The sequence below is a fragment of the uncultured Acidovorax sp. genome (genome assembly GCF_964021665.1).
Classification (GTDB): Bacteria; Pseudomonadota; Gammaproteobacteria; order Burkholderiales; family Burkholderiaceae_C; genus Acidovorax; species Acidovorax temperans.
Window position 1 is genome coordinate 1 of record NZ_CAXIAK010000053.1, and the last position, 23,542, is coordinate 23,542.

General features: G+C 60.8%; 22 protein-coding genes and 1 pseudogene. 13 read left to right on the forward strand and 10 right to left on the reverse strand.

The window, feature by feature from the left end; translation table 11 throughout:
• Both AADJ04_RS11895 and AADJ04_RS11900 read right to left on the reverse strand, forming a co-directional pair.
• Positions 1-601: pseudogene (locus AADJ04_RS11895) on the reverse strand (hypothetical protein); the annotation flags it as partial.
• A gap of 614 nt (positions 602-1,215) precedes the next feature.
• Positions 1,216-1,446 (reverse strand): hypothetical protein, encoded by a 231-nt coding sequence (locus AADJ04_RS11900; RefSeq protein WP_341239748.1) that lies wholly within the window; start codon positions 1,444-1,446, stop codon positions 1,216-1,218.
• A gap of 434 nt (positions 1,447-1,880) precedes the next feature.
• Between AADJ04_RS11900 and AADJ04_RS11905 the strand changes: the two genes are divergently transcribed.
• The 7 genes from AADJ04_RS11905 (at position 1,881) to AADJ04_RS11935 (ending at position 9,953) form a co-directional block, all read left to right on the forward strand.
• Entirely contained in the window at positions 1,881-3,047 is a 1,167-nt protein-coding gene (locus AADJ04_RS11905) for a TolC family protein (RefSeq protein WP_233495096.1), read from the forward strand.
• On the forward strand, positions 3,044-3,676 hold the full coding sequence (locus AADJ04_RS11910; protein ID WP_054257475.1) for a hypothetical protein: 633 nt from the start codon (positions 3,044-3,046) through the stop codon (positions 3,674-3,676). The genes AADJ04_RS11905 and AADJ04_RS11910 overlap by 4 nt, the downstream gene beginning before the upstream one ends.
• Before the next feature lie 77 nt (positions 3,677-3,753).
• The gene (locus AADJ04_RS11915; protein WP_054257474.1) at positions 3,754-4,839 is read left to right on the forward strand and encodes an efflux RND transporter periplasmic adaptor subunit; all 1,086 of its coding nucleotides are present in this window, start codon (positions 3,754-3,756) and stop codon (positions 4,837-4,839) included.
• Positions 4,840-4,853: 14 nt separating this feature from the next.
• The gene (locus tag AADJ04_RS11920) at positions 4,854-8,000 is read left to right on the forward strand and encodes an efflux RND transporter permease subunit (RefSeq protein WP_207375267.1); all 3,147 of its coding nucleotides are present in this window, start codon (positions 4,854-4,856) and stop codon (positions 7,998-8,000) included.
• 106 nt (positions 8,001-8,106) lie between these two features.
• On the forward strand, positions 8,107-8,496 hold the full coding sequence (locus AADJ04_RS11925; RefSeq protein ID WP_063459186.1) for a hypothetical protein: 390 nt from the start codon (positions 8,107-8,109) through the stop codon (positions 8,494-8,496).
• Positions 8,497-8,501: 5 nt separating this feature from the next.
• Positions 8,502-9,557 carry a DMT family transporter gene (locus AADJ04_RS11930; protein ID WP_273624438.1) on the forward strand — a complete coding sequence of 352 codons (1,056 nt, stop codon included), beginning with the start codon at positions 8,502-8,504 and terminating at the stop codon, positions 9,555-9,557.
• Positions 9,558-9,599: 42 nt separating this feature from the next.
• Entirely contained in the window at positions 9,600-9,953 is a 354-nt protein-coding gene (locus AADJ04_RS11935) for a hypothetical protein (protein WP_063459139.1), read from the forward strand.
• Between the two features lie 732 nt (positions 9,954-10,685).
• On the opposite strand, the gene AADJ04_RS11940 is transcribed toward AADJ04_RS11935, so the two are convergent.
• A complete protein-coding gene (locus AADJ04_RS11940; RefSeq protein ID WP_341239749.1) occupies positions 10,686-13,094 on the reverse strand; it encodes a heavy metal translocating P-type ATPase in 2,409 nt (802 codons plus the stop codon).
• A 183-nt stretch (positions 13,095-13,277) separates the two neighbouring features.
• On the opposite strand from AADJ04_RS11940, the gene AADJ04_RS11945 reads away from it, so the two are divergent.
• Complete coding sequence (locus AADJ04_RS11945; RefSeq protein WP_056419638.1) at positions 13,278-13,469, forward strand: heavy-metal-associated domain-containing protein; 192 nt, start codon at positions 13,278-13,280, stop codon at positions 13,467-13,469.
• A 101-nt stretch (positions 13,470-13,570) separates the two neighbouring features.
• Entirely contained in the window at positions 13,571-14,131 is a 561-nt protein-coding gene (cueR, locus tag AADJ04_RS11950) for a Cu(I)-responsive transcriptional regulator (protein ID WP_337931453.1), read from the forward strand.
• Between the two features lie 66 nt (positions 14,132-14,197).
• Here the strand turns inward: cueR and AADJ04_RS11955 are convergent, their stop codons facing one another.
• The 6 genes from AADJ04_RS11955 to AADJ04_RS11980 all read right to left on the reverse strand — a co-directional run bounded on the left by AADJ04_RS11955 (position 14,198) and on the right by AADJ04_RS11980 (position 18,645).
• A complete protein-coding gene (locus tag AADJ04_RS11955; RefSeq protein ID WP_207375269.1) occupies positions 14,198-14,347 on the reverse strand; it encodes a hypothetical protein in 150 nt (49 codons plus the stop codon).
• Between the two features lie 217 nt (positions 14,348-14,564).
• Positions 14,565-14,906, reverse strand: a complete 342-nt coding sequence (locus AADJ04_RS11960) for a copper-binding protein (RefSeq protein ID WP_108625381.1) — start codon at positions 14,904-14,906, stop codon at positions 14,565-14,567.
• A 38-nt stretch (positions 14,907-14,944) separates the two neighbouring features.
• Positions 14,945-15,430: a cupredoxin family protein gene (locus AADJ04_RS11965; protein WP_056419630.1), complete on the reverse strand. Its 486-nt coding sequence runs from the start codon at positions 15,428-15,430 to the stop codon at positions 14,945-14,947.
• A 35-nt stretch (positions 15,431-15,465) separates the two neighbouring features.
• Positions 15,466-16,878 (reverse strand): copper oxidase, encoded by a 1,413-nt coding sequence (locus AADJ04_RS11970; protein WP_341239750.1) that lies wholly within the window; start codon positions 16,876-16,878, stop codon positions 15,466-15,468.
• Between the two features lie 19 nt (positions 16,879-16,897).
• Positions 16,898-18,331, reverse strand: coding sequence for a TolC family protein (locus tag AADJ04_RS11975; RefSeq protein ID WP_273624442.1), 1,434 nt, complete (start codon positions 18,329-18,331; stop codon positions 16,898-16,900).
• A complete protein-coding gene (locus AADJ04_RS11980; RefSeq protein ID WP_341239751.1) occupies positions 18,328-18,645 on the reverse strand; it encodes a hypothetical protein in 318 nt (105 codons plus the stop codon). Before AADJ04_RS11980 ends, AADJ04_RS11975 begins: the two co-directional genes overlap by 4 nt.
• Positions 18,646-18,789: 144 nt before the next feature.
• Between AADJ04_RS11980 and AADJ04_RS11985 the strand changes: the two genes are divergently transcribed.
• From AADJ04_RS11985 to fliE, 4 genes are all read left to right on the forward strand, one after another.
• Positions 18,790-19,476: a heavy metal response regulator transcription factor gene (locus AADJ04_RS11985; RefSeq protein WP_207375584.1), complete on the forward strand. Its 687-nt coding sequence runs from the start codon at positions 18,790-18,792 to the stop codon at positions 19,474-19,476.
• A complete protein-coding gene (locus AADJ04_RS11990; protein ID WP_341239752.1) occupies positions 19,473-20,879 on the forward strand; it encodes a heavy metal sensor histidine kinase in 1,407 nt (468 codons plus the stop codon). Before AADJ04_RS11985 ends, AADJ04_RS11990 begins: the two co-directional genes overlap by 4 nt.
• Complete coding sequence (locus tag AADJ04_RS11995) at positions 20,872-22,134, forward strand: type II restriction endonuclease (protein ID WP_338820515.1); 1,263 nt, start codon at positions 20,872-20,874, stop codon at positions 22,132-22,134. The genes AADJ04_RS11990 and AADJ04_RS11995 overlap by 8 nt, the downstream gene beginning before the upstream one ends.
• A gap of 242 nt (positions 22,135-22,376) precedes the next feature.
• Complete coding sequence (gene fliE, locus AADJ04_RS12000; protein WP_207375633.1) at positions 22,377-22,685, forward strand: flagellar hook-basal body complex protein FliE; 309 nt, start codon at positions 22,377-22,379, stop codon at positions 22,683-22,685.
• A gap of 142 nt (positions 22,686-22,827) precedes the next feature.
• On the opposite strand, the gene AADJ04_RS12005 is transcribed toward fliE, so the two are convergent.
• The gene (locus AADJ04_RS12005; protein WP_341239753.1) at positions 22,828-23,352 is read right to left on the reverse strand and encodes a DUF4148 domain-containing protein; all 525 of its coding nucleotides are present in this window, start codon (positions 23,350-23,352) and stop codon (positions 22,828-22,830) included.
• Positions 23,353-23,542: the final 190 nt, after the last annotated feature.

A 23,542-nucleotide genomic window follows, 5' to 3' on the forward strand; every position in this document is an offset into this window, starting at 1 on the left:
CATCCCCCGAAGCCAGGATGATTTCGGCAAGATGGCGACCGATGCCGCTGGATGCACCGGTGAAGAACCAATGTCTGGACATAAATGCACCAATCTGTGCTCCCGTTCCCGCAAGCGTAGATCCTTGGGCGTGAAACTGGGTGTGAGACAGCTCGACGGGCCGAGCGAAAGCCAGGCTCAGGACAAACTTGTGTTTCTCAAAGAAGCGTTGCCACTGTGCGTCCTTGAGGCTCTTGTTGAGCATTTCCCGGTACTGCCCAATCATGGCGGTCAGCGTAGCTCTTTCGATTTCCGCGTGCAGTCTCAGTAACTCAGAAGGCGCCTCGGCAGCCAGCACATCGACCTGCTTTTGTACGGATTGAATGCTAGCGCGCCGCTCCGCGCGCTCGCGATACGCGGTCTGAACTGCGTTCTCTCTTCGTACCTGCACCAATGGCGGTGCTTTGCGCTCAATCCGCTGGAACCTGTCAGGGGCGATCTCTGCGAGCACCTGGTCATGTACCAAGCTGTGCTTGGAATGCTGAATGAGTTGCCGTCCCCTAGTTTTAGTCCGGTTGAAGGCCCTGCGCAGGCTATCCACTTTGTTCTGGTCGATGAACACCGTCCGTCCAAGCGTAGTCGGATCTTTTTGCCGATCACAAGGACGTCAGCCTGCGGTATCAACGACAACGCCTGCCAAACCGAATCAAGATCCTTGATGAGGCCAAGCCCTTCACCGGGTTGATCAAAAATGTTGGATGCCAGTCTCAACGCCACGTGCGCCGCCACGTCTTGTGGATCGTTTGGCAACGTGCCATCCGCGTCATCTTCGTAAATCACGGTCTTGAAACGGCCGTGTTTCGGTGTGAGATAGCGTTTTGTGTGCGGGTTCGCATGTATTGGATACATGACGATGCTGTTTGGAAGGATCGTTGCCAACAAGGGCCATTCAGATTCAGGGCGCTCTTGCCAAAGAAGAATGTCTCGGTCAATCAGCTCGAACGTCTTGAGGTACAGCTTCTTAGCCGGCTCACCTTTTTCAGTCGCGTCGTGAACCTTGAATTGAGCCTCCATGACTTCGTTACCACTCAGAATTGCAGGACCTCCAGCGTCCTCGCTCGTATCTGTATCCATACCGTGTCCCTCCTGATCATTCTTGAATTGGTCCTCATCACAGGTGCTGATGTTAGTGGTCAAAGTCCGGGAGCAAGGCCCGCGTTTCATGTGGGTTTCAGTTCACATCCACTCGGTGTCGCTATGATCGCGTGCTAGTTTTACCTGCAAGCTCTTTAATACATGCGCCGGCTGCTCGCAGTCATCCTGCTGCTCTCCTTCTTCTGTCAGGCCTTTGCAACGGCCCGTCAGTTGGTCGTTTTCGACCACGAGGGAGCTTTCCAGGCTGCGCATGCAGAAATGCATCTGGAAGGCTCCGCCCACCACCATGATGAACACGGTGTGGCGTACCAAGACGATTCCCAGGAGTCCATCCAGCACATGCTGGCGGAGGCAGGCCCAGGGACCGCAGCACTTTTCCACTTCCCCCAGCTGTCGCTTCTTCTCGACCGCTCGCCCCCACCGGCCGTGACCGCCGAATCCGTCAGCCCGTCCCCTCATCTGGACGGTTTACGACGACCTCCCCGACTGATTTCCTGATCCACCCTTAGCGCCGCGCTTTCCACACGAAAGCGGGGTTGTTCATCGGTGCGGTACTGCTTTGATCAGGCGCTGATGCGTCAACGATCCTGGTTAGCCGCCTTTGATCGGTCAGGAATCACGTGCGTTTTGTTATTTCCAGGCTTGCGGTGCGTTGTGCCGCAGGCTGTGCTTTGAGCTGCGTCCTCGGTGGCGCTGCGGTTGCGCAGTCCAATACCGCCCCATCACTTTCAGCCACGGCATCGCCCGTGGCTCCCACACTGGCACAAGCTGTCGAGTCTGCATGGCAGCGCACCACGCAGGCGAGAGAAGCAGAAGGTCAGACACAGCGGGCTGCTGCTGAACGGGTAGCAATCTCCAGCCTTTGGGCGGCCCCCCCAGCACTGGAGTTTTCCTACAGGGATGACCGCTGGCAAACTTCGGCGGGACGCAGAGAGGCCGAGGCCGGCCTGGCGTGGCCGCTGTGGTTGCCGGGGCAGCGCAATGCACGCGGCGCTGCTGTGGATGCCGACGTAGAGCTGTCACAGGCTGCCGTTCAAGCGGGGCGCCTGCATTTCGCGGGATTGGTGCGGGAAGCCGCCTGGGGCATTGCCGCGCAAAAGGCCGAGTCCGACCTGGCGGATGCCCAGGTGCGATCTCTGCAGGAGATATCCAACGACGTACGCCGCCGCGTCAAAGCGGGTGATCTGGCCCATGCGGATGCGCTTGTCGCTCAATCCGAAGCGCTGGCTGCGCAATCTGCACAGATGGCTGCACGGCAGCGTCTGAGCGCCAGCCTGTCTCAATGGACAACCCTGACGGGCATAGCCCTGGCGCCTGATCTCCCGTCTGTCCCAGTTTCTGATGGTGCTGCAGTTTCACCAGGCGGGGGGCACTTCGCCGTTGAAACGCACCCCGATGCGCGTGTCGCTGCACTGACGGTTGAGCGCGCTCGCAAGCGGCTGGACGTGGTGGCCGCCACGCGGCGCGACCCTCCAGAGCTCTTGCTGCGCATCCGACAAGACACCCCCGGGCGGGGTGAGTCGGCTCAAAACAGCATCGGCGTCGGCGTGCGCATTCCCCTGGGCACAGCGAGCCGCAACCAACCGCTGCAAGCTGCCGCACTGAGTGAGCTGGACGTAGCGCTGACCACGAAACAGCGAACCGAGGAGCGGCTGGCTGCTGACGCAGCGATGGCGCAGGCTGCGGTGCACACGGCCGAGCAGCAACTGGAGGCAGAGCGCCAGCGCTCGGCACTCCTGCGGGAGCGTGCCACGCTCATTGATCGGTCTTTCAAAGCTGGAGAAACACCGCTGCCGGAGTTGTTGCGCGCGCTCGCTGCAGCTACCCAGGCCGACACCAGCTTCGCGCGCCAGCAAGTGGCTCTGGGCTTGGCCCGCGCCCGCTTCCAGCAATCTCTCGGAATCCTTCCATGAATCTCTTGAATCTATTCCCCTCTCGTTGCCGCCTCTCATTGCTGGGAACAGGCTTGGCCTTGCTGGTGCTTGCCGGAACACCCAGCTATGCCGCTCCAGGTGCGCACGGTCCCAATGGCGAGCACTTGGATGCCCCCGCTCAAGCTGGGGCCCAAAGCGGCACCGTACCCAGCTTTGAGGCTCGCTCGGAAGCCTTCGAGTTGGTGGGCCGACTGCAGGGCGGAGAGTTGTCCATCCTGATCAACCGCTTTGCCACCAACGAACCTGTGCTCAACGCCACGGTCGAAGTAGAGACGGGCAATCTCAAGGCCCCTGCCAAGTTCCATGCGGACATGGGCGACTACGCCATCGACGATGCCAACATGCTCAAGGCCCTGGCGGCGCCCGGTGACCACCCCATGGTGGTCACCGTACTGGCGGGCAATGACTCCGATCTTCTAGACGGCAACCTCAAGGTCGCGGGCGCCGCGCTCGATGACCATGGCCACTCCCACGACGACGGTCACGCCCATGGGCCCTCCCGAACGGTCTGGCTGGCTCTGGCCCTGGTCGTCCTGGCGGCGGTCGGTTGGTTCTTTGGTCGCACGCCAAAGGCTGCAGGTACGTCCTCTAAAGGAGGTGCGCTGTGAACTCATCGACGCAAAAAACCAAGGCAACCAGCATGCTCCATGTTTTCGGCTTGAGTGTCATCACGTGCATCGCGGCGATGTTCCCACCTGTTGCCGTTGCAGCGCCGGGTGCCCATGGCCCGAACGGTGAGCATCTGGACGCCCCCACGGCGGTCAACGCATCCGGTTTGATGCGGTTGCCAGACGGTAGTGTCAACGTTCCGATGCTCGCCCAACGGCGCTTGGGCATCCGCACGCAGTTGACACCGGAAACCCAGGCCGCAGCCACCATCGAGTTGTCGGGCCGGGTGGTAGTGGACCCCAATGCGAGCGGTCGGGTTCAGGCAATCCATGGGGGCCGCATCGAAGCGGCCCCTCGCGGGCTACCGGCCGCTGGCCAGACCGTGCGCCAGGGGGAGGTGCTGGCCTATGTGGCTCACCACGCAGAGCCCTATGCCTTGGCAAACCAGCAAGCCCAATTGGCAGAGTTGCGTAGTGGCCGAGAACTGGCTGCACAGCGTGTGCAGCGGCTGCAGTCCCTCGAGGGCACGGTGCCACGCAAGGAGATCGAGGCGGCACGTGCTGAGCTGCAGAGCCTCAGCGCGCGCGAAAAAAGCATTGGCGCGAGTCTGGCTGCACGAGAGGCCTTGCTGGCCCCCGTCTCCGGGGTGATTGCAAGGGCTGATGCGACCAAAGGCCAGGTGGTTGAGGCCCGCGAAGTGTTGTTCGAGGTGATTGACCCTGCACGCGTGCTGGTGGAGGCCACTACGGCAGATCCTGGCTTGCCCGCACGCACGGGTACAGCCCACTTGCAGGGGGTGCCTGGCGTCAAGTTGCAGCTGATCGGCGCTGCGCGCAGCCTGCGCGATGGCGTGCTGCCAATGACCTTCAGGGCGGTCCCGGAGCAATCGGGCAAGGCTTTGCCGCTGGCGGTCGGACAGCCTGTCACCGTCGTGGCCTCGCTGAACGAGCAGGTCAAAGGCTACGTCCTGCCTGCGCAGGCCGTCGTGCGCAACAGTGCCAACGAACCGGTGGTCTGGATCAAGTCCGGCGCAGAGCGCTACATTCCCCAGCCGGTACAGTACCGGTCTCTGGACGCCGCCACTGTGGTCGTCACGCAGGGCCTGGGCGCTGACAACCGCGTGGTGGTGCAAGGTGCACCGCTGATCGCACAGATCCGCTGAACGGAGCCCACGCAATGTTCAATTGGATCGTAAGGAACAGCCTTCACAACCGCCTGTTCGTCCTGGCGGTCGCGGCGCTGCTGATGGTCTACGGGGCTATCACCGCATGGCGCACGCCAGTCGATGTGTTTCCTGACCTCAACAAACCCCTGGTCACCGTCTTGACGGAAGCAGGAGGTATGGCACCCGAAGAAGTCGAGCAACTGGTGACCTTCCCTCTGGAGACCGCGCTCAACGGCATGCCGGGGGTCACGCGCGTGCGCTCCACGTCAGGGGTGGGCCTGTCCATCCTCTATGCCGAGTTCGATTGGGGGACGGACATCTACCGCAACCGCCAGCTCGTTGCGGAGCGCCTGGCACTGGTGCGGGAGCAACTCCCAGGGGGCATCACGCCCGTCATGGGGCCAGTGTCTTCCATCATGGGCGAAGTCATGCTCATCGCACTGCCGTTGGCAGCAGGCGATGGTAAGGCCGCCGCAGCGACACCCATGCAGGCCCGTGAGTACGCGGACTTCGTGCTGCGCCCAAGACTGCTGTCGATTCCAGGGGTGTCTCAGGTCATCCCCATCGGCGGCGAAGTACGCCAGTTGCGGGTGGAGCCTGATACCGCGCGCATGGCGCAGTTCGGGGTGACATTGACGCAGATCGAGCAGGCCCTTCGAGGTTTTGCAGGGAATGCGGGAGGTGGCTTCATCGACCTCAACAGCCGTGAATTTCTCATTCGCCACATTGGCCGCACCAGCCGTGTCGAAGACCTGCAGGGCGTGGCCGTAGCCTGGAAGGACGGCCGGGCCATCTTGCTGGAACAGGTGGCCAATGTCCGGTTCGCTGCAGCCATGAAGCGCGGCGACGCCGGATACAGCGGCGTGCCTGCCGTCATCGTCAGTGTGCAGAAGCAGCCTGCGGCCGATACCGTCAAGCTCACCCACGCCATCGAAGCGGCATTGGGGGATCTTAAGCAGGGGCTGCCCGTGGGGTTGGCTGCTCCGAAAGTGTTGTTTCGCCAGGCTGACTTCATCGAGGCGTCCATCGGCAACGTGACCGAGGCCTTGCGGGACGGCGCCATCATGGTGGCCATCGTGTTGTTCGCCTTCCTGTTGTCCGCGCGAACCACTTTGATCTCGCTCGTGGCGATACCCTTGTCGCTGGCCGTAACAGCCATGGTGTTCCGGCTGCTGGATCAGTCCATCAACGTCATGACCCTGGGAGGCCTGGCGATTGCCATTGGCGAGCTGGTAGACGATGCGGTGGTGGATGTGGAGAACATCCTGCGCAGGCTGAAGCAGAACCGTGCCCAGGGCAATCCACTGTCCATGCTGGAGGTCGTGCGTCGGGCAAGCGTGGAAGTCCGCTCGGGCATCGTCTACGCCACCGCCATCGTGGTGCTGGTGTTTGTGCCGCTGTTTGCGCTGCCGGGCATCGAGGGTCGCCTGTTCACGCCCCTGGGCATCGCCTATATCGTGTCGGTGCTGGCATCGATGCTGGTCTCAATGACGGTTACGCCCGTGCTGTGCCTTTACCTATTGCCGGGGATGAAACGGTTGGACCACGGTGACAGCACCCTGGTCGCATGGCTCAAGCGGCGGGATGCGCAAGTGCTCAGCTGGTCGTTTTCTCGCGCCAAGGTGCTGATGGCTGTCGCTGCACTGGCGGTAGCTGTAGCAGCTGCAAGCGTCCCGTTTTTTCCACGCGCTTTTCTGCCTGCCTTCAATGAGGGTTCGCTGGTGCTGGGCATGGTGTTCAACCCAGGCACTGCGCTGGCGGAAGCCAATCGCATGGGCGCGTTGGCGGAGACGCTGATCGCTGAAGTCCCTGAAGTCACCCAGGTCGGGCGCCGGACGGGACGCGCCGAGCTGGATGAACATGCCGAAGGCGTGCATTCGGCCGAGATCGACGTGGACCTGAGGCGATCCGCACGCGACCGAGAAGCCGTCATGGCGGACATCCGTGCCCGTTTGGCCGTCCTTCCGGCCCAGGTGGCCATTGGCCAGCCTATCTCCCACCGCCTGGATCACCTCTTGTCAGGGGTGCGGGCGCAGATCGCGCTCAAGATTTTCGGCGATGACACGGACACCTTGCGGGGCCTGGCTGAGCAGATGCGCCAGGGACTCTCGGGCGTTCCAGGGCTGGTGGATTTGACGGTGGAAAAGCAGGTGCTAATTCCCCAGATCACGGTACGGCTGGATCACCGCAAGGCTGCGCAGGTCGGACTGTCCCCGGGGGAGGTTGTGCGGGTCCTACAGGCCCTGACAGATGGGGCCCATGGTGCGCAGATCGTGGATGGACTTCGCCGCTATGAACTGGTGCTGCGCCTGCCCGATGACAAACGCAGCCCGCAGGATCTGGCGCGAACACTGATCGACACCCCAGCGGGGCAGATACCGGTGTCTGCCATCGCCACGGTCCAGGAAACCGATGGCCCCAACCAGATTGGCCGAGAAAACGGTCGTCGGCGCATCGTCGTTTATGCCAACACGGACGGCTCCGACATGGGCCGCGTCATTGCAGACATTCGTGCGGTGATGGCAAAGACGCCATTGCCACCGGGGACCTTTCTGAGTCTGGAAGGCCAGTTCCAGGCCCAGGAGCAAGCGATGCAACTGATCGTCGGCTTGTCGCTGGTGTCTTTGGCAATGATTTTTCTCGTTCTGTATGTGCGCTACAAGTCGGCGGTGTTGGCAGGAATCATCATGGCCAACATCCCGCTCGCGCTCATCGGCAGCGTGGCAGCGATGTGGCTGGCGGGGGTGAGCCTTTCGGTGGCATCCATGGTGGGCTTCATCACGCTGGCGGGCATTGCCACGCGCAACGGGATTTTGAAGGTCAGCCACTACATCAACCTGTGCAAGTTCGAGGGTGAGGTCTTCGGCCAACCCATGATCGTGCGCGGCTCGCTGGAGCGGTTGACTCCGGTCTTGATGACGGCGCTGGTTGCAGCCTTTGCACTGACGCCGCTGCTGTTGGCCGCCGATGCTCCCGGCAAGGAGATCCTGCACCCGGTGGCGGTCGTGATCTTCGGCGGACTCGTCAGCTCGACCTTGCTGGACACGCTGCTGACGCCCGTGATGTTCTGGCTTTTTGGCGAAGGTGCCACCCGGCGCTTGATTGAGGGCAGCACCGCACAAGCCGAAAGCGAATCCATAGGCCAGGAGGCCTTCTGACTCCAGGCTCCAGCTTAATTCTCACCCACTTTTTGATAGGCCTTGGTGCGCTGCCTTTTGAAGCGCGCCAGTGAAACAAACTCAACGGAAGGAAACCCAAATGACCATGAAAAAGAACTTCTCCCAACTGATGGCAGCCACCGCAATCGTGATGGCATCCCTGACAAGTGCGCCTGCTGCAATGGCCCATGGTGCAGCCGAGCCTGCTCACGGCGGCGTGGTGCAAACCGCCTCCGATCTGTCATTCGAGCTGGTCGCCACCGCTGACGGCGCGGCAATCTACATCGTGGACCACGACGAGGATGCGGACGCATCCAAGTTTGGCGGCAAGATCACCGTGCTCAACGGCACCGAAAAGGCAGAGGCGCCCCTGAAATCTGCAGGCGGCAACAAGCTGGAGGCCAAGGGCGTGAAGTTGGTCAAGGGCACAAAGGTGGTTGCGCTGATCACGACCAACAGCAAAAAGAACGTCACTGTTAGATTCACGGTGAAATAAGACCCATGGCGCGCGGCTCTCTGTCTTTGCCTGCACTGCAAGGTGGTCTGCTGGCCTTGCTGGCTGCAGCCCTGTTTGGCATCAGCACCCCGCTGGTTCAACGCTTGGGTGCCGGGCTGGGCGCGTTCACAACGGCCGCGCTGCTGTATGCAGGGGCGGCTGTCGTGGGTGCCTTGTCCCTGCGGACCGCTGCTCACGAGGCAAGGTTGCAGAGATCCGACGCCGGGCGCCTCATCGCCATGGCGGGGTTCGGTGCCGCTCTGGGTCCTGTCGCCCTGGCCTGGGGCCTTCAACACACCAGTGGTGCCAGTGCCTCGCTCATGCTCACTCTGGAAGCCCTGTTTACTGCCACACTGGCGTGGTGGCTGTACAGCGAGACCATGGACCGCCGTGTGTGGGCTGCCATGCTTCTTTTGCTGGCCGGTGGCATGGCTTTGGTCATGGACCAGGGCCTGCAGGGCGGCACGCAGCTGCTCGGTCTGCTTGCGGTGCTACTGGCGACGGTGGCCTGGGGCGTGGACAACACCCTGTCCCGGGGACTGGCCGAGCGCGATCCCAGCCAGGTCGTGATGGCGAAGGCCTTGCTCGGTGCCGCTGCGACAGCATGTCTTGCCATTGCGTGGGGCGAGCCTTTGCCCTCCCTGAAGGCAGCTCTAGGGCTCTTTGCCGTGGGGGCCACGGGGTATGGCTTGAGTCTTCGGTTCTACCTTCTGGCGCAGCGGGCTTTTGGGGCGGCGCGGACTGGCTCCGTGTTCGCCTTTGCACCTTTCATCGGTGCGGCTGTAGCGTTCGGCTTCGGTGAACGGTCTGCGGGGTGGCTGATGCTGCTCGGTGGTCTTCTGATGCTTGCGGGGGTGCTGCTGCATTTGGCCGAGAGCCACGGGCATGAACATACGCACGAGCCGATGGAGCATGAGCACGCCCACCGTCATGACGATGGACACCATTCGCACGTTCATGACGTGATGCCCACGGGGAGCCACAGCCATGTGCACTTCCATGAGCCGGTCACCCACGCCCATCCCCATGCGCCGGATGTTCACCACCAGCACAGGCATTGACCAGACCAGATGTCCCAAGACTGTGGCAAAGGAACTTTGACGATGAAAAACTCGATGCTGTCGATTGCTACTGCGCTGGCTTTGCTGGTGCTTTCAGGCTGTAGCACCCCAGTCTATGAAAACCAATACGCTGTGTCCGAAGGCTGGAGAATCGGCAAGGTCACCAAACTGGTCACCGCAGAAGAATTCTTGAAGACAGGTAGCCCTCGCTGCCAGGGAATGGAGATTCGCCCCAATGACCGCTTTGCATTCATCCAAAGGCAAGTGACCCGAGCGCGCGGGCACTTCGCCAAAGTGGACCCGGACTCCGGCATCGCAGTGGGCGACGAGGTTTACTACAACGCATGGGACTGTGACCAACCTCAATTGGTGCCAAGGCTCCTAAAGGGCCTATGACGGAGCGTGCGCCGTAGAGGCTGATGAGACTCGTCATCGAGCAGGTGGCGGCAAGCTCTTTCTGACCGGGCCCGCATACACCACGCGCCTGGCATCGCGGTACTGCAGTTTGTCGCCCACGCGCACCACATCAAAGCAGACTGGGGACTCCTTGTTGACCTTGGGCCGCAAGAGGCAGCGTTGATTGTTCTGCGCGCTACAGCGTCCGGCGCTTGTGCGGCCGTTTTCTGAACGCCTCAGGCGAACATCCAGGAAGTAGTCATCGCTCCAATGGCGCCCTTCGGTGACATGGTGCCCGCCCACCGCTTAACGGATCTGCGCCGTGTTTAGCTTGGTTTCAGGGGGCGCTGCGAAGGCCATGGGCGCCAGTATCCCGCCCAGAAAATATACGCACAGCCCCCCGCGAAAGCAGCGGGGGCGCCGCGAAAGTGCCTGCCGTCATGCCACCATGCTTGAAGGCCAGTTGTGCGTCTCTGCCTAGCAGTATTCTGGGAGCGTGCTGCGGGATTGTTGATGCTGCCGGGCGGAGTTGTGATGCTGGCGCGAGTGGTGCTGCGTTTGGCGGAAAGCCATGGTCACGAGCACACCCATGAGCCTATGACCCACGCTCACCCCCACGCACCAGATGTGCACCATCAGCACGTTCACAGAACCTCTTGAGTTCGACCGGATAGCGATGGACATACGCGGTCTACATCTGACAGGATCCGTTGTCGGATCTGGCGCTAGTCCTTACCTCTTCCAAGAACGCAGCAGCAACGCATTGGTCACCACACTCACGCTGCTGAGGGCCATAGCTGCTCCCGCCACCATGGGATTCAACAGGCCAAATGCAGCCAAGGGGATCCCGACCACGTTGTACGCGAATGCCCACAAAAGGTTCTGACGGATCTTTGCGTACGTGCGCCGAGAGATGTCGATGGCATCTGCGATCAACGCGGGGTCACCATGCATCAGCGTGATCCCCGCAGCATGCATGGCCACGTCGGTGCCCGTGGACATGGCAATTCCCACATTCGCCGCAGCCAGAGCGGGCGCGTCGTTGATGCCGTCACCCACCATCGCAACGTGCCTGCCACCTGACTTGAGCTGCGCCACGATATCCGCCTTGCCTTCCGGCAGCACATCAGCACGAACCTGATCGATGCCCAACGCGCTGGCTACTGCGCTTGCGCTTCCCTTGTTGTCCCCGGTGACCAAGACGGTCTGGATGCCCAGAGCATGCAGTTGGGCAATGGCCTGTTGTGAGCTGGGCTTCACTGTGTCTCCAAATACCAATAAACCCATCACTTCTGGCGCATCGGTCACGTCAGCCAACCAGGATACTGTGCGGCCCTCTTGTTGCATCTGTACTGCAGCCCCGGTCAGACTGGCCATGTTGACATCCAACTCCTCCATGTAACGTGTACTCCCGAGGCGGATCTGGCGTCCTTTGATGACAGCAGACATGCCTCTGCCAGCTACCGCTGTGACCTCAGTGGCACGAGGAACGGTCACACCCTGGGTGCGTGCAGCGTCCATCACGGCCTTGGCCAGTGGATGCTCGCTGCCGTTCTGAATGGCCGCAGCAAACGGCAGTAACTGATCCTGGAGGCCTTCGGCAGGCATCGCAGCCGTCAAAGTGGGCTTCCCCTCGGTCAGGGTGCCGGTCTTGTCGAACGCCACGGTGTCGATGTGGTGGGCAACCTCCAGTGCTTCTGCATCCTTGATCAGAATACCGTGGCGTGCTGCAACGCCGGTGCCCGCCATGATCGCGGTGGGAGTAGCCAAACCCAGCGCACAAGGGCACGCAATGACAAGTACCGCGACAGCATTGAGGATCGCCTGTTCCCAGTTGCCAGTGGCAAAGCCCCAGCCCATCAGTGTGATGGCAGCAAGGCCGAGCACCACGGGCACAAAGACCGCACTCACTTCATCCACAATCCGCTGGATGGGAGCCTTCTTCGCCTGCGCCGACTCAACCATCCGCACGATGCGCGACAGAGTTGACTCTGCGCCTATCGCAGTCGTCCGTACCAACAACAAGCCCTCCGCGTTCACGGAGCCTCCCGTCACCTTGTCACCGACGTGCTTCGCCACAGGCAGGCTCTCCCCGGTGATCAATGACTCATCCACCTGGCTTGCGCCTTCGATCACCGAGCCGTCTACCGGGACTCTCTCCCCTGGGCGGACAACCACCGTATCACCTACTTTCACGCGTGAGAGTGGTAGATCAATGTCACCGGCATCAGTGCGCACACGTGCAATTTCTGGGCGCAGCGCATGCAGCGCCCGGATCGCTTCGGTGGTTTGTCGCTTGGCTCGGGCTTCCAGCCACTTCCCGAGGAGCACTAGCGTGACAATGACAGAGGAGGCTTCAAAGTACAGGTGGGGTGTGCCGTGCTCAGCGTGCTTGACCAGCAGGTACAGGCTCAAGCCGAACCCGGCCGACGTACCCAATGCGACCAGCAGATCCATGTTGCCTGCGCCTGCACGAAGAGCCTTCCAGCCAGCGCGGTAGAACCTCGCGCCCAGCCAGAACTGCACAGGCGTGGCCAGGGCCAGTTGAATCCAGCCGTTGAGTGTCCAGTCTTGACCGAACAGCATGCCAAGCATGGGCAATACCAGGGGGAAGGACAGACCAGCGGCTAGAGCGACAGGCCACCAGGGCGCCGACTGCTTGTCGTGTTCAGTGGGAGTGTTCGTATCCGCCACCTGCGCCTCATAGCCCGCCTTTACAACGGCGGCTACCAGGCGTTCGGGAGGCAATCCTGCATCGAAACGAACCTGCGCACGCTCCGTGGCTAGATTGACTTCCGCATGCTTGACGCCTGGTACACCCTTCAGCGCTTTTTCGACACGTCCCACGCACGACGCGCAGGTCATCCCACCGATCAAAAGCTCCACGGACTCTTCCGCTATTGCGTATCCAGCCTTTTCGACAGCCGCAGCCAAGGCCGGGACCGGCACCGTGGAGGCGGCAACCACGGAGGCGCGCTCAGTAGCAATATTCACGGTCACCTCACGGACCCCAGGGACGGCTTTGAGGGCCTTTTCAACCCGTCCAACGCAAGAGCCGCAGGTCATGCCAAGTATCGGAAGATTCAGGAGTGCGATAGATAGTGAGGCGGACGGCCCCGCTTCATGGGCAGAGGTGTTCATAGTAATCTCCATGTGGTGTTCAACTCCGGCGTTAGCCGGCAGAGTTCGAACTTTCAGGGTTGACACGATGGGAGACGCAAGCGAGCCGCCGCTCCTTGTTTGGATATCTATCTGGCCACTTGACCTTGCCCCAGTGGCAAACCGGAGACTGAAAGCCTCTTAACTTTTTCCAAGAGGCGAAAAATGCATGAATTCCAACTCCCCGACATGACCTGCGGACACTGTGCTGGGATGGTGAGCCAGACGCTTCAGATGACAGACCCTGAATGTAAAGTGCAGGTGGACATGTCCAAACGCATGGTCACTGTGCAAAGCGCGGAAGATCGCAAGACACTGGTCGAGGCGCTGACCGAGGCTGGATATCCGCCCGCCTGATCTAGGCTTTACAAAACGTAGTATTCGGAGCGCTTGACATTGACACGGTGGTAAGGGCCAAAGTCCTTGCTACCGTGTTATTCCATTGCACAGGAGCATCCATGACCACACTCATGAACATCGGCGAAGCGGCCAAAGCGGCAGGTGTATCGGCCAAGATGATCCGCCACTACGAGCAAACAGGTTTGTTGCCAGAAGCTGAGCGCAGTGAGTCTGGCTATCGAAAATACGGTGAGCGCGAAGTTTCGGTACTGCGTTTCATCCGCCAGTCGCGCCGCCTCGGGTTCTCCATGCCCCAGATTGCGGAGTTGATCGGCCAATGGGGTGACACGCACCGCACCAGTCGGCAGGTAAAGGCGATTGCGGAGCGCCATCTGGCGGATCTGGAGGAGAAGCTGCGGGAGATTATCGAGATGAAATCAGCCTTGGAGCAGTTGGTTTCTGTGTGCGCTGGCGACGACCACTCGAACTGCGCAATTCTTGACAACCTGGCGGCGGACAGTCCCTCGAAGCCCAACCACAACGCAAGTTTCGTCAAGCCGACTCGGCGCGGAGCCAAGGTTTCCAGAGCGCACTCTGGTGTGACCGACACGCCGACGAACAGCCAACTAGACCTTATGACGTGGATGCGCGGAGTCCACGTACATCGGAGCGGGCACTGAACTAGGCCCTGAGGGGGGCTTGCGAAGCCATCACCTTGCACCACGATTGCGGCCCACCCGTTTGCATTACTTAGGCGTGGAGCCCGGAGTGGCTTCCTTGTGCGGCATGGCTTCACGCGCATTGGCCTTTTCCTGACCACGGGCTTCGGCCTTGCTGGTGTCGGCGATGCCAGAGCCTTCACCCCGCGCCGTACTGCCATCCTTGGTCCGCTTCACACCGGTCGCAGGACGGGCCTTTTTGTGTTACTCGCCATGCGCTTGCGCCTTGGAGTTGGTGTAGGGCGTGGCCTCTTGGGTGTCGCCAGCGGCGAACGCGGACGATGCTGCCGCCAGGGCGATAGCAGTAAGGAGAGTTTTCATGATTTTTCCTTGGTGGGTTGCGGCGCGAACCGCAGAGCGCCCCTTCTTGAGGGCGCGGCGAGACACGGTTTGCTTACTTGGCAGGCTCGATGGCGGTGACAACCATCTTTCCGCCCTCGTTGATCACCATGAAACGGATCTTGTCGCCGACCTGCGTCTTGTCGAGCAGGGCCTTGTCCTTGGCAGCAAACACCATGGTCATCCCCGGCATCTCCAAGTGCTTGATGTCGCCATGCTTGATGGTGATCTTGCCGGCGTCCTTGTCGATCTTGCGCACCTCTCCATCGGTCATGGAGGCTGCGGTCGTGGATGCGGCTTTTCCGGCGTCTCCAGCGGCCTGCGCCACGGCCGACAGCGGCATGAGAGTGACCAGCGACAACATAGCGCCGATCAATAAAGTGTTTGCGTTTTTCATACGAGCTCCTTGTTCAATTGCGTGCAGGGATTCCCCGATTACTTCTTGACCACCGTGACCTGGCCCTTCATGCCTGCGTCGTAGTGGCCTGGGTACAGGCAGGCGAACTTCACTTCGCCAGCCTTGGTGAACTGCCAGATGATTTCGCCTTGCTTGCCGGGGGCCAGCGACACCTTGCTGGGCTCGTCATGCTCCATGTCCGGGAACTTCTTCATCGTCTCGTAGTGCTCCTTGAGTTCGGCATCGGTGCCCAGGCTGAACTCATGCTTGACCTGGCCACTGTTCTTGATCACGAACTTGACCGTTTCGCCCTGCTTGACGGAGATCGCGGCGGGCGTGAAGCGCATGGTGTCAGCCATGTCCACGTTGATTGTGCGACTGACTTTGGAGGCTTTGCCTGGTTCGCCGATGGCTGACTCCTCGCTTCCATGGCCGTGACCGCCGCTGTGGGTACCGCCCGCAAAGCTGTTGAAGGACAGGGCCACCAGGGCGGAGGCGGCGATCAGGGAAAGAGTGCGTTTCATAGTTACCTTGGGTTGTGGATGAGGAAAGGAGGCGATCAGTGGCCGCTGTGCGAAGACGGCTTTTTGACCTTGACGACAGTGTCCGAACTGGACTTCTCTTTGCGGGGCATGGATTGGCCGCCCTCGGCCTTGAAGCGGGCAGGCTCCGCCATCGGGCCGGTGTACTCGTACGCCACCGTGCCCTCTGGGTTCTTGTACCAACCCGGATTTTTGTAGTCGCCCGGTTTCTGGTCGCGGCGTACTTTGACGACGCTGAACATCCCGCCCATTTCGACCGACCCGAACGGGCCTTCCCCGGTCATCATGGGAATGGTGTTGTCCGGGATGGGCATCTCCATCTCGGTCATGTCCGCCATGCCCCGTTCGCCCATGACCATGTAGTCGGGAATCAGGTTGTTGATCTTCTTGGCCACGCCCCGGTGGTCTACGCCAATCATGGTGGGAATGTCGTGACCCATTGCGTTCATGGTGTGGTGGCTCTTGTGGCAGTGGAATGCCCAGTCACCTTCTTCGTCCGCGAGGAACTCGATCTGGCGCATCTGGCCCACGGCCACGTCGGTGGTCACTTCATAGAGACGGGTGCTCTTGGGTGTAGGACCACCATCCGTGCCGGTGACCAAAAACTCGTGACCGTGCAAGTGCATCGGGTGGTTGGTCATGGTGAGGTTGCCGATGCGAATACGCACCTTGTCGTTGAGCCGGACGTTCAAGGAGTCGATGCCAGGAAAGATGCGGCTGTTCCATGTCCACAGATTGAAGTTCGTCATCTCTGCAACCCTGGGCGTCGCGGCCCCTGGCTCAATGTCATAAGCACTGAGCAGGAAGCAGAAATCACGGTGCACTTCGTCGATCAGCGGATGCTTGGCCTTGGGGTGCGTGATCCAGAAGCCCATCATGCCCATGGCCATCTGGGTCATTTCATCGGCATGCGGGTGGTACATGAAGGTGCCCGGGCGGCGCGCCACGAACTCGTAGACGAAGGTCTTGCCCGACTGGATTGCGGGCTGGTTCAATCCCGCCACACCGTCCATGCCATTGGGCAAACGCTGTCCATGCCAGTGGATGCTGGTGTGCTCAGGCAGCTTGTTGGTCACAAAAATGCGAACGCGATCGCCTTCCACCACTTCAATGGTGGGACCAGGACTCTGGCCGTTGTATCCCCACAGGTGGGCCTTGAAGCCAGGGGCCATTTCGCGCACAACGGGTTCTGCCACCAGGTGGAACTCCTTGACCCCCTGGTTCATGCGCCAGGGCAGCGTCCAGCCGTTGAGCGTGACCACCGGGTTGTAGGGGCGCCCGGAGTTGGGCACCAGCGGCGCCATGGTGTCTGCGCTTGTCTGGTACACGGGTTCTGGCAGTGCGGCCATTGCCACGCGGCTCACACTCGCTGCGGCCACGGCCCCTCCGGCAATGCCAGCAAACCGGAAAAAATCTCTTCTTGAATTCATGTTGGTTTCCTTGAGGGGATCAGTGGCCTGCACCGGCTTCGGCAGCGGCTGCGCCACCGCCCGAGACGCCAGCGCTGGTGGGCTTGCCGATGAGAGAGGCCTGAAGGGCGGCGTCCGCCAGCCAGAACTGCTGTTCGGCGTTCAGGGCCGCCATCACCGAGTTCACCTGGTCGCGGGAGTCGGCAAGCAACTCGAAAACGCTGATCAGCATCCCGTTGTAGCGAAGCTGGTTTTCTTCGGAGATGGTTTTTCGCAGGGGAATCACCTCGTCGCGGTGGTGACGCGCGATGTCATATGCAGTGCGGTACGCGGAGTAGCTCTCCCGAAGGTTCGAACCCGCCGCGCGTGCGGTTGCTTCCAGGCGGTTGGCCGCAGCCAGGGTCTGCGCATTCATGGCGTCGCGCCGCATTCCACCCCAATCGAAGATGGGTAACTGCAAGCTGATCTCGAAGCCGCGCCGCGTGGAGTGGGTGTTCTCAGCGGCATCAAAGACCGAGTCGCGCCGCACGCCCAGCTCGATGTCCGTGAAGGTCGTGATCGTGTTCCAGCCTTGCGCGCGTGCGGCTGCGTCGTAGTCGGCCTTCGCGATCTGCAGATCCAGTCGCCCCTTGGATGCCTGACGGCCAGCGTCCGATGGGGACAGCGGCTCCTTGGGCAGTGTGGGCAGGCGCTCAGGCAGCTTGAGCTGCTTGGCTTGGCTATCGTCCAGGCCCAGCAGCCGCACCAGCTCCTCACGGGCTGCCGTCACCTGGTGCTGGGCACTGGCCAGCTGGGTCGCCGTATCGGCATAGAACGCTTGCTGGCGCACACGGTCAAGCTTGTTGAAATTGCCCACCGCCTGCATGCGCTTGGCCAGTTCGGCACTTGCTTGGGCGCTAGCGACAACCTGTTGGGTGTAAGTCAGCGTTTGTTGTGCGGCGACAGCGCGTACCCAGGCCTGACGTACCTGCGTGACTTGGTCCACTACGTCGCTGCTAAGGCGCAACTGGGTCTGCTTGATGCGCTGCTCAGCGATGCCTTTGCGTGTCGGCAAGGTCAGCAGGTCCAGCAGCCCGAAGGACAGCAGGCGGCCGATCTCCGTCTCGCTGCCCAGGCGAACGCGCTCCAGGGTCAGGATGGGGTTGGCGATGCGGCCGGACTGGGCCGCCGTAGAAGCGTCTGCCCAGTTTTGGGCGACGATGGCCTGCATAGAGGGACTATTGACCAGTGCGAGTTGCACGGCATTGTTTTGGCTGAGCGGGTCGGCAAGCAAATCCGAAGCGCGCTGGCGCAAGGCGTCACGCTCGCTCTGGTCCCGGGCCAAGGTGAGCTGGCCGTCGGTAAAACCGCTTGCGGCTGCGTTGGCGCTGGAGATGTTTTGCTCCAGATTCACACTGGCGCAGCCAGACAACACCGCCACTGCGGCCACGGCGATCACGAGTTTGGCGCGGGGCATGCGCAAGGGGCGGTTCATTGTTTGCCCCCGTGGTGTGCATCATGGCCCTGTGCGGGTTGGTCCTGGCCGGTTGTGGGTGCCGTCTGGCGAATTTCCTTGGCATAGGTGCGCCAGCCTCCGATCTCGCCCACCTTGTCATTGGCCGCTTTCCAGGGCTGGACGGATTGCTCTTTGTAGGCTTCGTAGCCCGAGAGGGCTGATCGGTACGAAAGCTGATAGTCCACCTTGGCGGATTCGCCCTCTGGCATCTGAGCCAGAGCCAGGGACGGCGCTATTAGCGCGGCGGCCAGCCAGGGGGTTGATATATGTCGTGAAAGCCAGGAAATTTTCATAGGTTCACCATGCGTTCTTGATGCAACGCATTATGTGAGCCAACAGCTTCCGATGACATAACGGCTTCATTACATCTTTGTCATGTTCAAGAAAGCCCGCGATCTGCAGGCACACTTGCCGTCATTCGCAGACAAGGAGATCCCGTGAAGATATTGCTCGTCGAGGATGAAATCAAAACCGGCGAATACCTGCGCCAAGGCTTGCGTGAGGCAGGGTTCAACGCCGATCTGGTTCACAACGGAGTCGATGGCTTGCATCTGGCCCAGGAAGGTGACTACGACCTGGTGATTCTGGATGTGATGCTTCCGGGGATGGACGGCTGGCAGGTTCTCACCAGTCTGCGTCGCCGGGGCCTGGAGATGCCTGTACTGTTTCTCACGGCCAAGGATCAGGTGCAAGACCGGATCAAAGGATTGGAACTGGGGGCGGACGACTACTTGGTCAAACCGTTTTCATTCGCCGAGTTGCTGGCGCGAGTGCGCACCATTCTCAGGCGCGGTCGTAATGGTACCGAGGTGACGATCCTTCAGGTGGCCGATCTCGAACTGGACCTCTTGCGGCGGCGAGTCAACAGATCTGGCAAACGCATTGACCTCACGGCCAAGGAATTTGGACTCCTGGAGCTGCTCATGCGCCGCCAAGGGGAAGTTCTGCCGCGCACTCTGATTGCGTCGCAGGTGTGGGATATGAATTTCGACAGCGATTCCAACGTGATCGAGGTGGCGATGCGCAGGCTGAGGGCCAAGATCGATGATGCCTATGACGCCAAGCTGATCCAGACGGTGCGAGGCATGGGGTATGTGCTTGAAGCGCCCCAGGAGAGTACGTGAAAGTCCGGTACTCGCTCACGACACGGCTGACTGTCTTTTTTACTTTGGCGTCCGCCTTGGTGCTGATCGGCCTGGGGACTCTTGTGGCGATTTCCATCGACCGGCATTTTGTGGAGCTTGACCGCGATGCCCTGCGCGACAAGATCCATCTGACGCGTGAAGTCATCGGCAAATCGAAGTCGCCGCAGGATCTGAAGATGCGGCTGGATGACGTTTTGCACAGCCATGAGGGCCTTTTCGTCACCGTGTTTCGCAATGGCCAATCGCTGTACTCGACGGAGGATTTTGAGTTTCCTGCGGACTTGAGCGTGCTGACCCAGCATTCCCGCTTGGGGGTTGCCTCGTGGCGAATCAAGGACCGTGAGTACCGGGGGATGTCCGAAGCCGTGACGCTGCCAAATTCCGCAGAGCCGCCGCTGCAGGTCTGGGTGGCCGTGGACATTACTCACCACAAGCACTTCATGTACGAATTGATTTGGGTACTTGTGAGCTACGTGGCATTGGCAACGCTGGTGGCTGGGATCCTGGGCTGGTGGGCCGCAAAGAATGGCTTGGCCCCCCTTCGCGCCATGCGGTCCCGCGCCATGGCCATCACGGCACAGCGACTGGACGAGCGGATGCCAACCCAGGAGTTTCCGGTGGAGATGGCCGACCTGGCGACCACCCTCAACGAGATGCTCCGGCGCTTGAAGGAGGAGTTCGACCGCCTGTCCGAGTTTTCTTCGGACCTGGCTCACGAGCTGCGTACGCCGATCAACAATCTGATGACACAGACGCAGGTCACACTCAGCCAGGCTCGCTCCTCTGAGGAGTACCAGGACATACTGGCCTCCAACGCCGAGGAGTACCAGCGCCTGGCCCGCATGGTGGCTGACATGTTGTTCCTGGCCAAGGCTGACCACGGTCTCATTCTTCCCAGCACGGAGAAGATCGCTGTTCACGATGAAGCACAGGCCCTGTTTGATTTCTACGAGGCACTGGCCGAAGAAAAGCAGGTTCGCCTGCAATTGACCGGGGCGGCGGAGATCATTGGCGACCGGTTGATGCTGCGCCGGGCGCTGAGCAATCTCCTGTCCAACGCCATTCGCTACACCCCGCCAGGCGAGCAGGTGGCCGTAGACATCCAAGGGGGCCTGCACGGAACCACCGTGGACGTCGTCAACACTGGACCTTCCATCGAGGCGCAGATGATCCCCCGCCTGTTCGACCGCTTCTTTAGGGCGGACAAGTCGCGCAAGCAGCTGGACTCGGACGGAGCGGGGTTGGGCTTGTCCATTACCCAGGCGATTGTTCACGCACACCGGGGACGGATTTCTGTGAGTTCGGCGGATGGCAGGACTTGTTTTTCGATGTATTTCCCCAGTGCACAGAGCATTGGCAAGCACCTCACGACAGATGCATGACCCTTTGGAAACTCTCATAGACTGCTGGAAGGCAGACCCGAGCAGCACCTACAACACCTGGTTCTTGTGGGATCAGCGGATCAAGAACTTCCGATCCATTCGCCGAGGCATTGCGCAGGTGGTGCAGGACATCCGAGGCGGAACATTTGGCAACGCCTACCGAGGCTCCTCGCTGGAGACGATCGTTGGTTCCGTGGCAGAGCAGCGCCAGATTTTCAAGGGAGCGGACCACGCTTTCCTCTGGAAACCCAAGCTGCGGATTCCGGACATCTACGAGAACACGGGTAATCAGCTTGCCTTCGCAGACCTTCTTCACACTTGTGATCACTGCGACTGCGCGGAAGACGTGGTGGCCGCCATACAGCGCATTGATGCAATTGGCATCAAAGGCTTGGGCCCAGCGGTCGCCAACTTGCTGTACTTCATCCACCCAACGCTGGTCTCTCCCTTCAACACGGCAATCGTCAATGGTTTCAACGCGGTGACAGGAGGGCGCGTGAAGCTCGGACGCTGGGATCACTATCTCTCAATGCGTGAAGGCCTGCTGCGCCTGAACGCGCAGTACCGGCTGAAGCTGTCGAATGATCTGGGTGCAATCGCGGGACTCATGTTTGACATTGGCAGTGGCCGATATGCAGCGCCGCCACCAGCCATGGATGCGGCGGCGACAGCTCTATGGCAAGAAGACCTGGAACGTGTGCGCCAGGAATCCTCCGCATTGCAACGGGAACTGTCCCAGGAGACAGAAAGCGATGCGACCCACACGGGTGTCCAGGCTTCGCTGCGCGACCTGGGCAAGGCCCTCGGGTTTGAGGTCTGGATCGCGTCCAACGACCGGGGCCGCGCCTATGGAGGGGGGCTGCTAGGAGACGGATGCCTCGCGCAGCTGCCCGCCAGCCTGGACCGAGGTTTGGAGTCTGTGCGACTGATCGATGTCGTATGGGTTGATCCCCAGACCTCGCAATTCGCCGCCGCATTCGAAGTCGAACACACCACGTCCATCTACTCGGGGATTGTGCGCATGCTCGATCTGGCCCTGGGCACGCCGGTTGCAGGCAACTGTGCATTGTTTCTGGTGGCTCCAGACAATCGTAGAGACAAGGTCGCTGAGCAACTTCAAAGGCCCGCCTTCTCCAGGGTGTCGGAGCTGGGAATCCGGTATTTGCCCTACAGCCAGTTGGAGCAGAACCATGCCTCCATGAGCCGCTTTGGGTCCAGCATCAAGCCACTGCTGGAGATTTCGCAGCGGCTGTGAGCCACGGCTATTTCGTACGGCGCGCTTCGCTTGGGCTCGACTCTTTGGGCTCCAGGGATGCGGTGATCCACGGCGATGTCGGCAAGATGAAGTTCCTGTTATCCAGAACGGGGGGATTGGCGGGTAGAGCCTTGCGTTGTGAACGCTACAGGCCGGGTGCCAATAACTACGATAGGGCATTGCCTTGGTAGACCTCTGCGAGGCAGCACTTCGCAAACCCTTCGCCCCCAGAAGGCTCCGCAATGAATGTCACGACAAAGCCATTGGAAGCACTATTGCCTGTCAGTTCGCAAGGAAACTCTGTGCCCAAAGCACCGAGCATCCAGGGAGGCGGTTTTCTGGATGCGATGAAGCAGGCGCTTTCAACCACAAGCCAGTTGCAGAGTGAGTCTGGTCGCCTGAGCCGCGAGGTCACACTCGGCAATCCCACGGTCAGTCTCGAAGAAACGATGCTCGCTGGCGTCAAGTCGAGCATCGCGTTTCAGGCTACGCTTCAGAGCCGCAATCGCATTGTCCAGGCCTATACCGATGTGATGAACATGCAGGTCTGATGCTCAGGGGGCGTAAGAGTGCAATAGGAGGTGTGGAGCACATTTGCTTCTGACACCGCAGACATGCCTGGCGAGTCCACTGGAGGTGGGCCTGTTTCGAAAGACCCCTCCAGATCAGCAGCCGACCCCTCGGAGAACTTGTTTAGAACCGAGGGGCCTGGCTGGCTTCGCCCGAGGTGGCGGCCACGGCAGCATGGCGCGCAGCCTGATATCGGTCAGGATAGATTTCATTGAGTTTGCGGGCGTCTTCTCCCACGGAGACGATTTCGCCTTCGCGGATGGCGCGTGCCAACTCACTCTTGACCTGGGCGCGGGTCTTGGAAGAAGCGTTGGCCACTACGGGGTAACGGTCAGGCATCACTTCATTGAGCTTGGCACCCGATTCACCGCCCACAAGGATGTCGCCCGTGCGGATTGCTTGTTCCAGTTCTGCGCGCACTTGCTCTCGTGATTTTGCGGCCTGCGCGGATGCAGTCGCCGGGTATGCACCGGGGTTGAGTTGTTTGAGCGTCAGGCCCGATTCGCCGGAAGCGAGCATGTCACCGCTCTGCATGGCCTGGGCCAACTCGGCCCGCACTTGTTCGCGCGTCTTGCTGACCAATTGGTCCGAAGCAAAAGCGGGAGCGGTGATGAGGGAAAGGACGATGAGGGTGGACTTGAGTTTCATGATGATCTCCTGTGGCGCCGGATGCCCGATATGGTTCATCCAGGTGGCGATTTCTGCGCCACGAAGAGAAGTCTAGAAACAGCCCCCCAACGGTGAGGTGACCACTCGATTACGCTTCTGACAGCAACTGAGAATCATCCCTTTCAAGGTGTTGTCCCTGCTCCCGCAGCAGTAACCTTCGCCCCACAGA

Bases quoted from the DNA above. Each gene is read 5' to 3' on its own strand.
- AADJ04_RS11975 (WP_273624442.1), bottom strand. From the start codon at position 18,331: ATGAACCGCCCCTTGCGCATGCCCCGCGCCAAACTCGTGATCGCCGTG.
- AADJ04_RS11915 (WP_054257474.1), top strand. From the start codon at position 3,754: ATGTTCCCACCTGTTGCCGTTGCAGCGCCGGGTGCCCATGGCCCGAAC.
- AADJ04_RS11930 (WP_273624438.1), top strand. From the start codon at position 8,502: ATGGCGCGCGGCTCTCTGTCTTTGCCTGCACTGCAAGGTGGTCTGCTG.
- AADJ04_RS11935 (WP_063459139.1), top strand. From the start codon at position 9,600: ATGAAAAACTCGATGCTGTCGATTGCTACTGCGCTGGCTTTGCTGGTG.
- fliE (WP_207375633.1), top strand. From the start codon at position 22,377: ATGAATGTCACGACAAAGCCATTGGAAGCACTATTGCCTGTCAGTTCG.
- AADJ04_RS12005 (WP_341239753.1), bottom strand. From the start codon at position 23,352: ATGAAACTCAAGTCCACCCTCATCGTCCTTTCCCTCATCACCGCTCCC.
- AADJ04_RS11925 (WP_063459186.1), top strand. From the start codon at position 8,107: ATGAAAAAGAACTTCTCCCAACTGATGGCAGCCACCGCAATCGTGATG.
- AADJ04_RS11910 (WP_054257475.1), top strand. From the start codon at position 3,044: ATGAATCTCTTGAATCTATTCCCCTCTCGTTGCCGCCTCTCATTGCTG.
- AADJ04_RS11965 (WP_056419630.1), bottom strand. From the start codon at position 15,430: ATGAAACGCACTCTTTCCCTGATCGCCGCCTCCGCCCTGGTGGCCCTG.
- AADJ04_RS11945 (WP_056419638.1), top strand. From the start codon at position 13,278: ATGCATGAATTCCAACTCCCCGACATGACCTGCGGACACTGTGCTGGG.
- AADJ04_RS11970 (WP_341239750.1), bottom strand. From the start codon at position 16,878: ATGAATTCAAGAAGAGATTTTTTCCGGTTTGCTGGCATTGCCGGAGGG.
- AADJ04_RS11960 (WP_108625381.1), bottom strand. From the start codon at position 14,906: ATGAAAAACGCAAACACTTTATTGATCGGCGCTATGTTGTCGCTGGTC.
- AADJ04_RS11940 (WP_341239749.1), bottom strand. From the start codon at position 13,094: ATGAACACCTCTGCCCATGAAGCGGGGCCGTCCGCCTCACTATCTATC.
- AADJ04_RS11995 (WP_338820515.1), top strand. From the start codon at position 20,872: ATGCATGACCCTTTGGAAACTCTCATAGACTGCTGGAAGGCAGACCCG.
- cueR (WP_337931453.1), top strand. From the start codon at position 13,571: ATGACCACACTCATGAACATCGGCGAAGCGGCCAAAGCGGCAGGTGTA.
- AADJ04_RS11920 (WP_207375267.1), top strand. From the start codon at position 4,854: ATGTTCAATTGGATCGTAAGGAACAGCCTTCACAACCGCCTGTTCGTC.
- AADJ04_RS11980 (WP_341239751.1), bottom strand. From the start codon at position 18,645: ATGAAAATTTCCTGGCTTTCACGACATATATCAACCCCCTGGCTGGCC.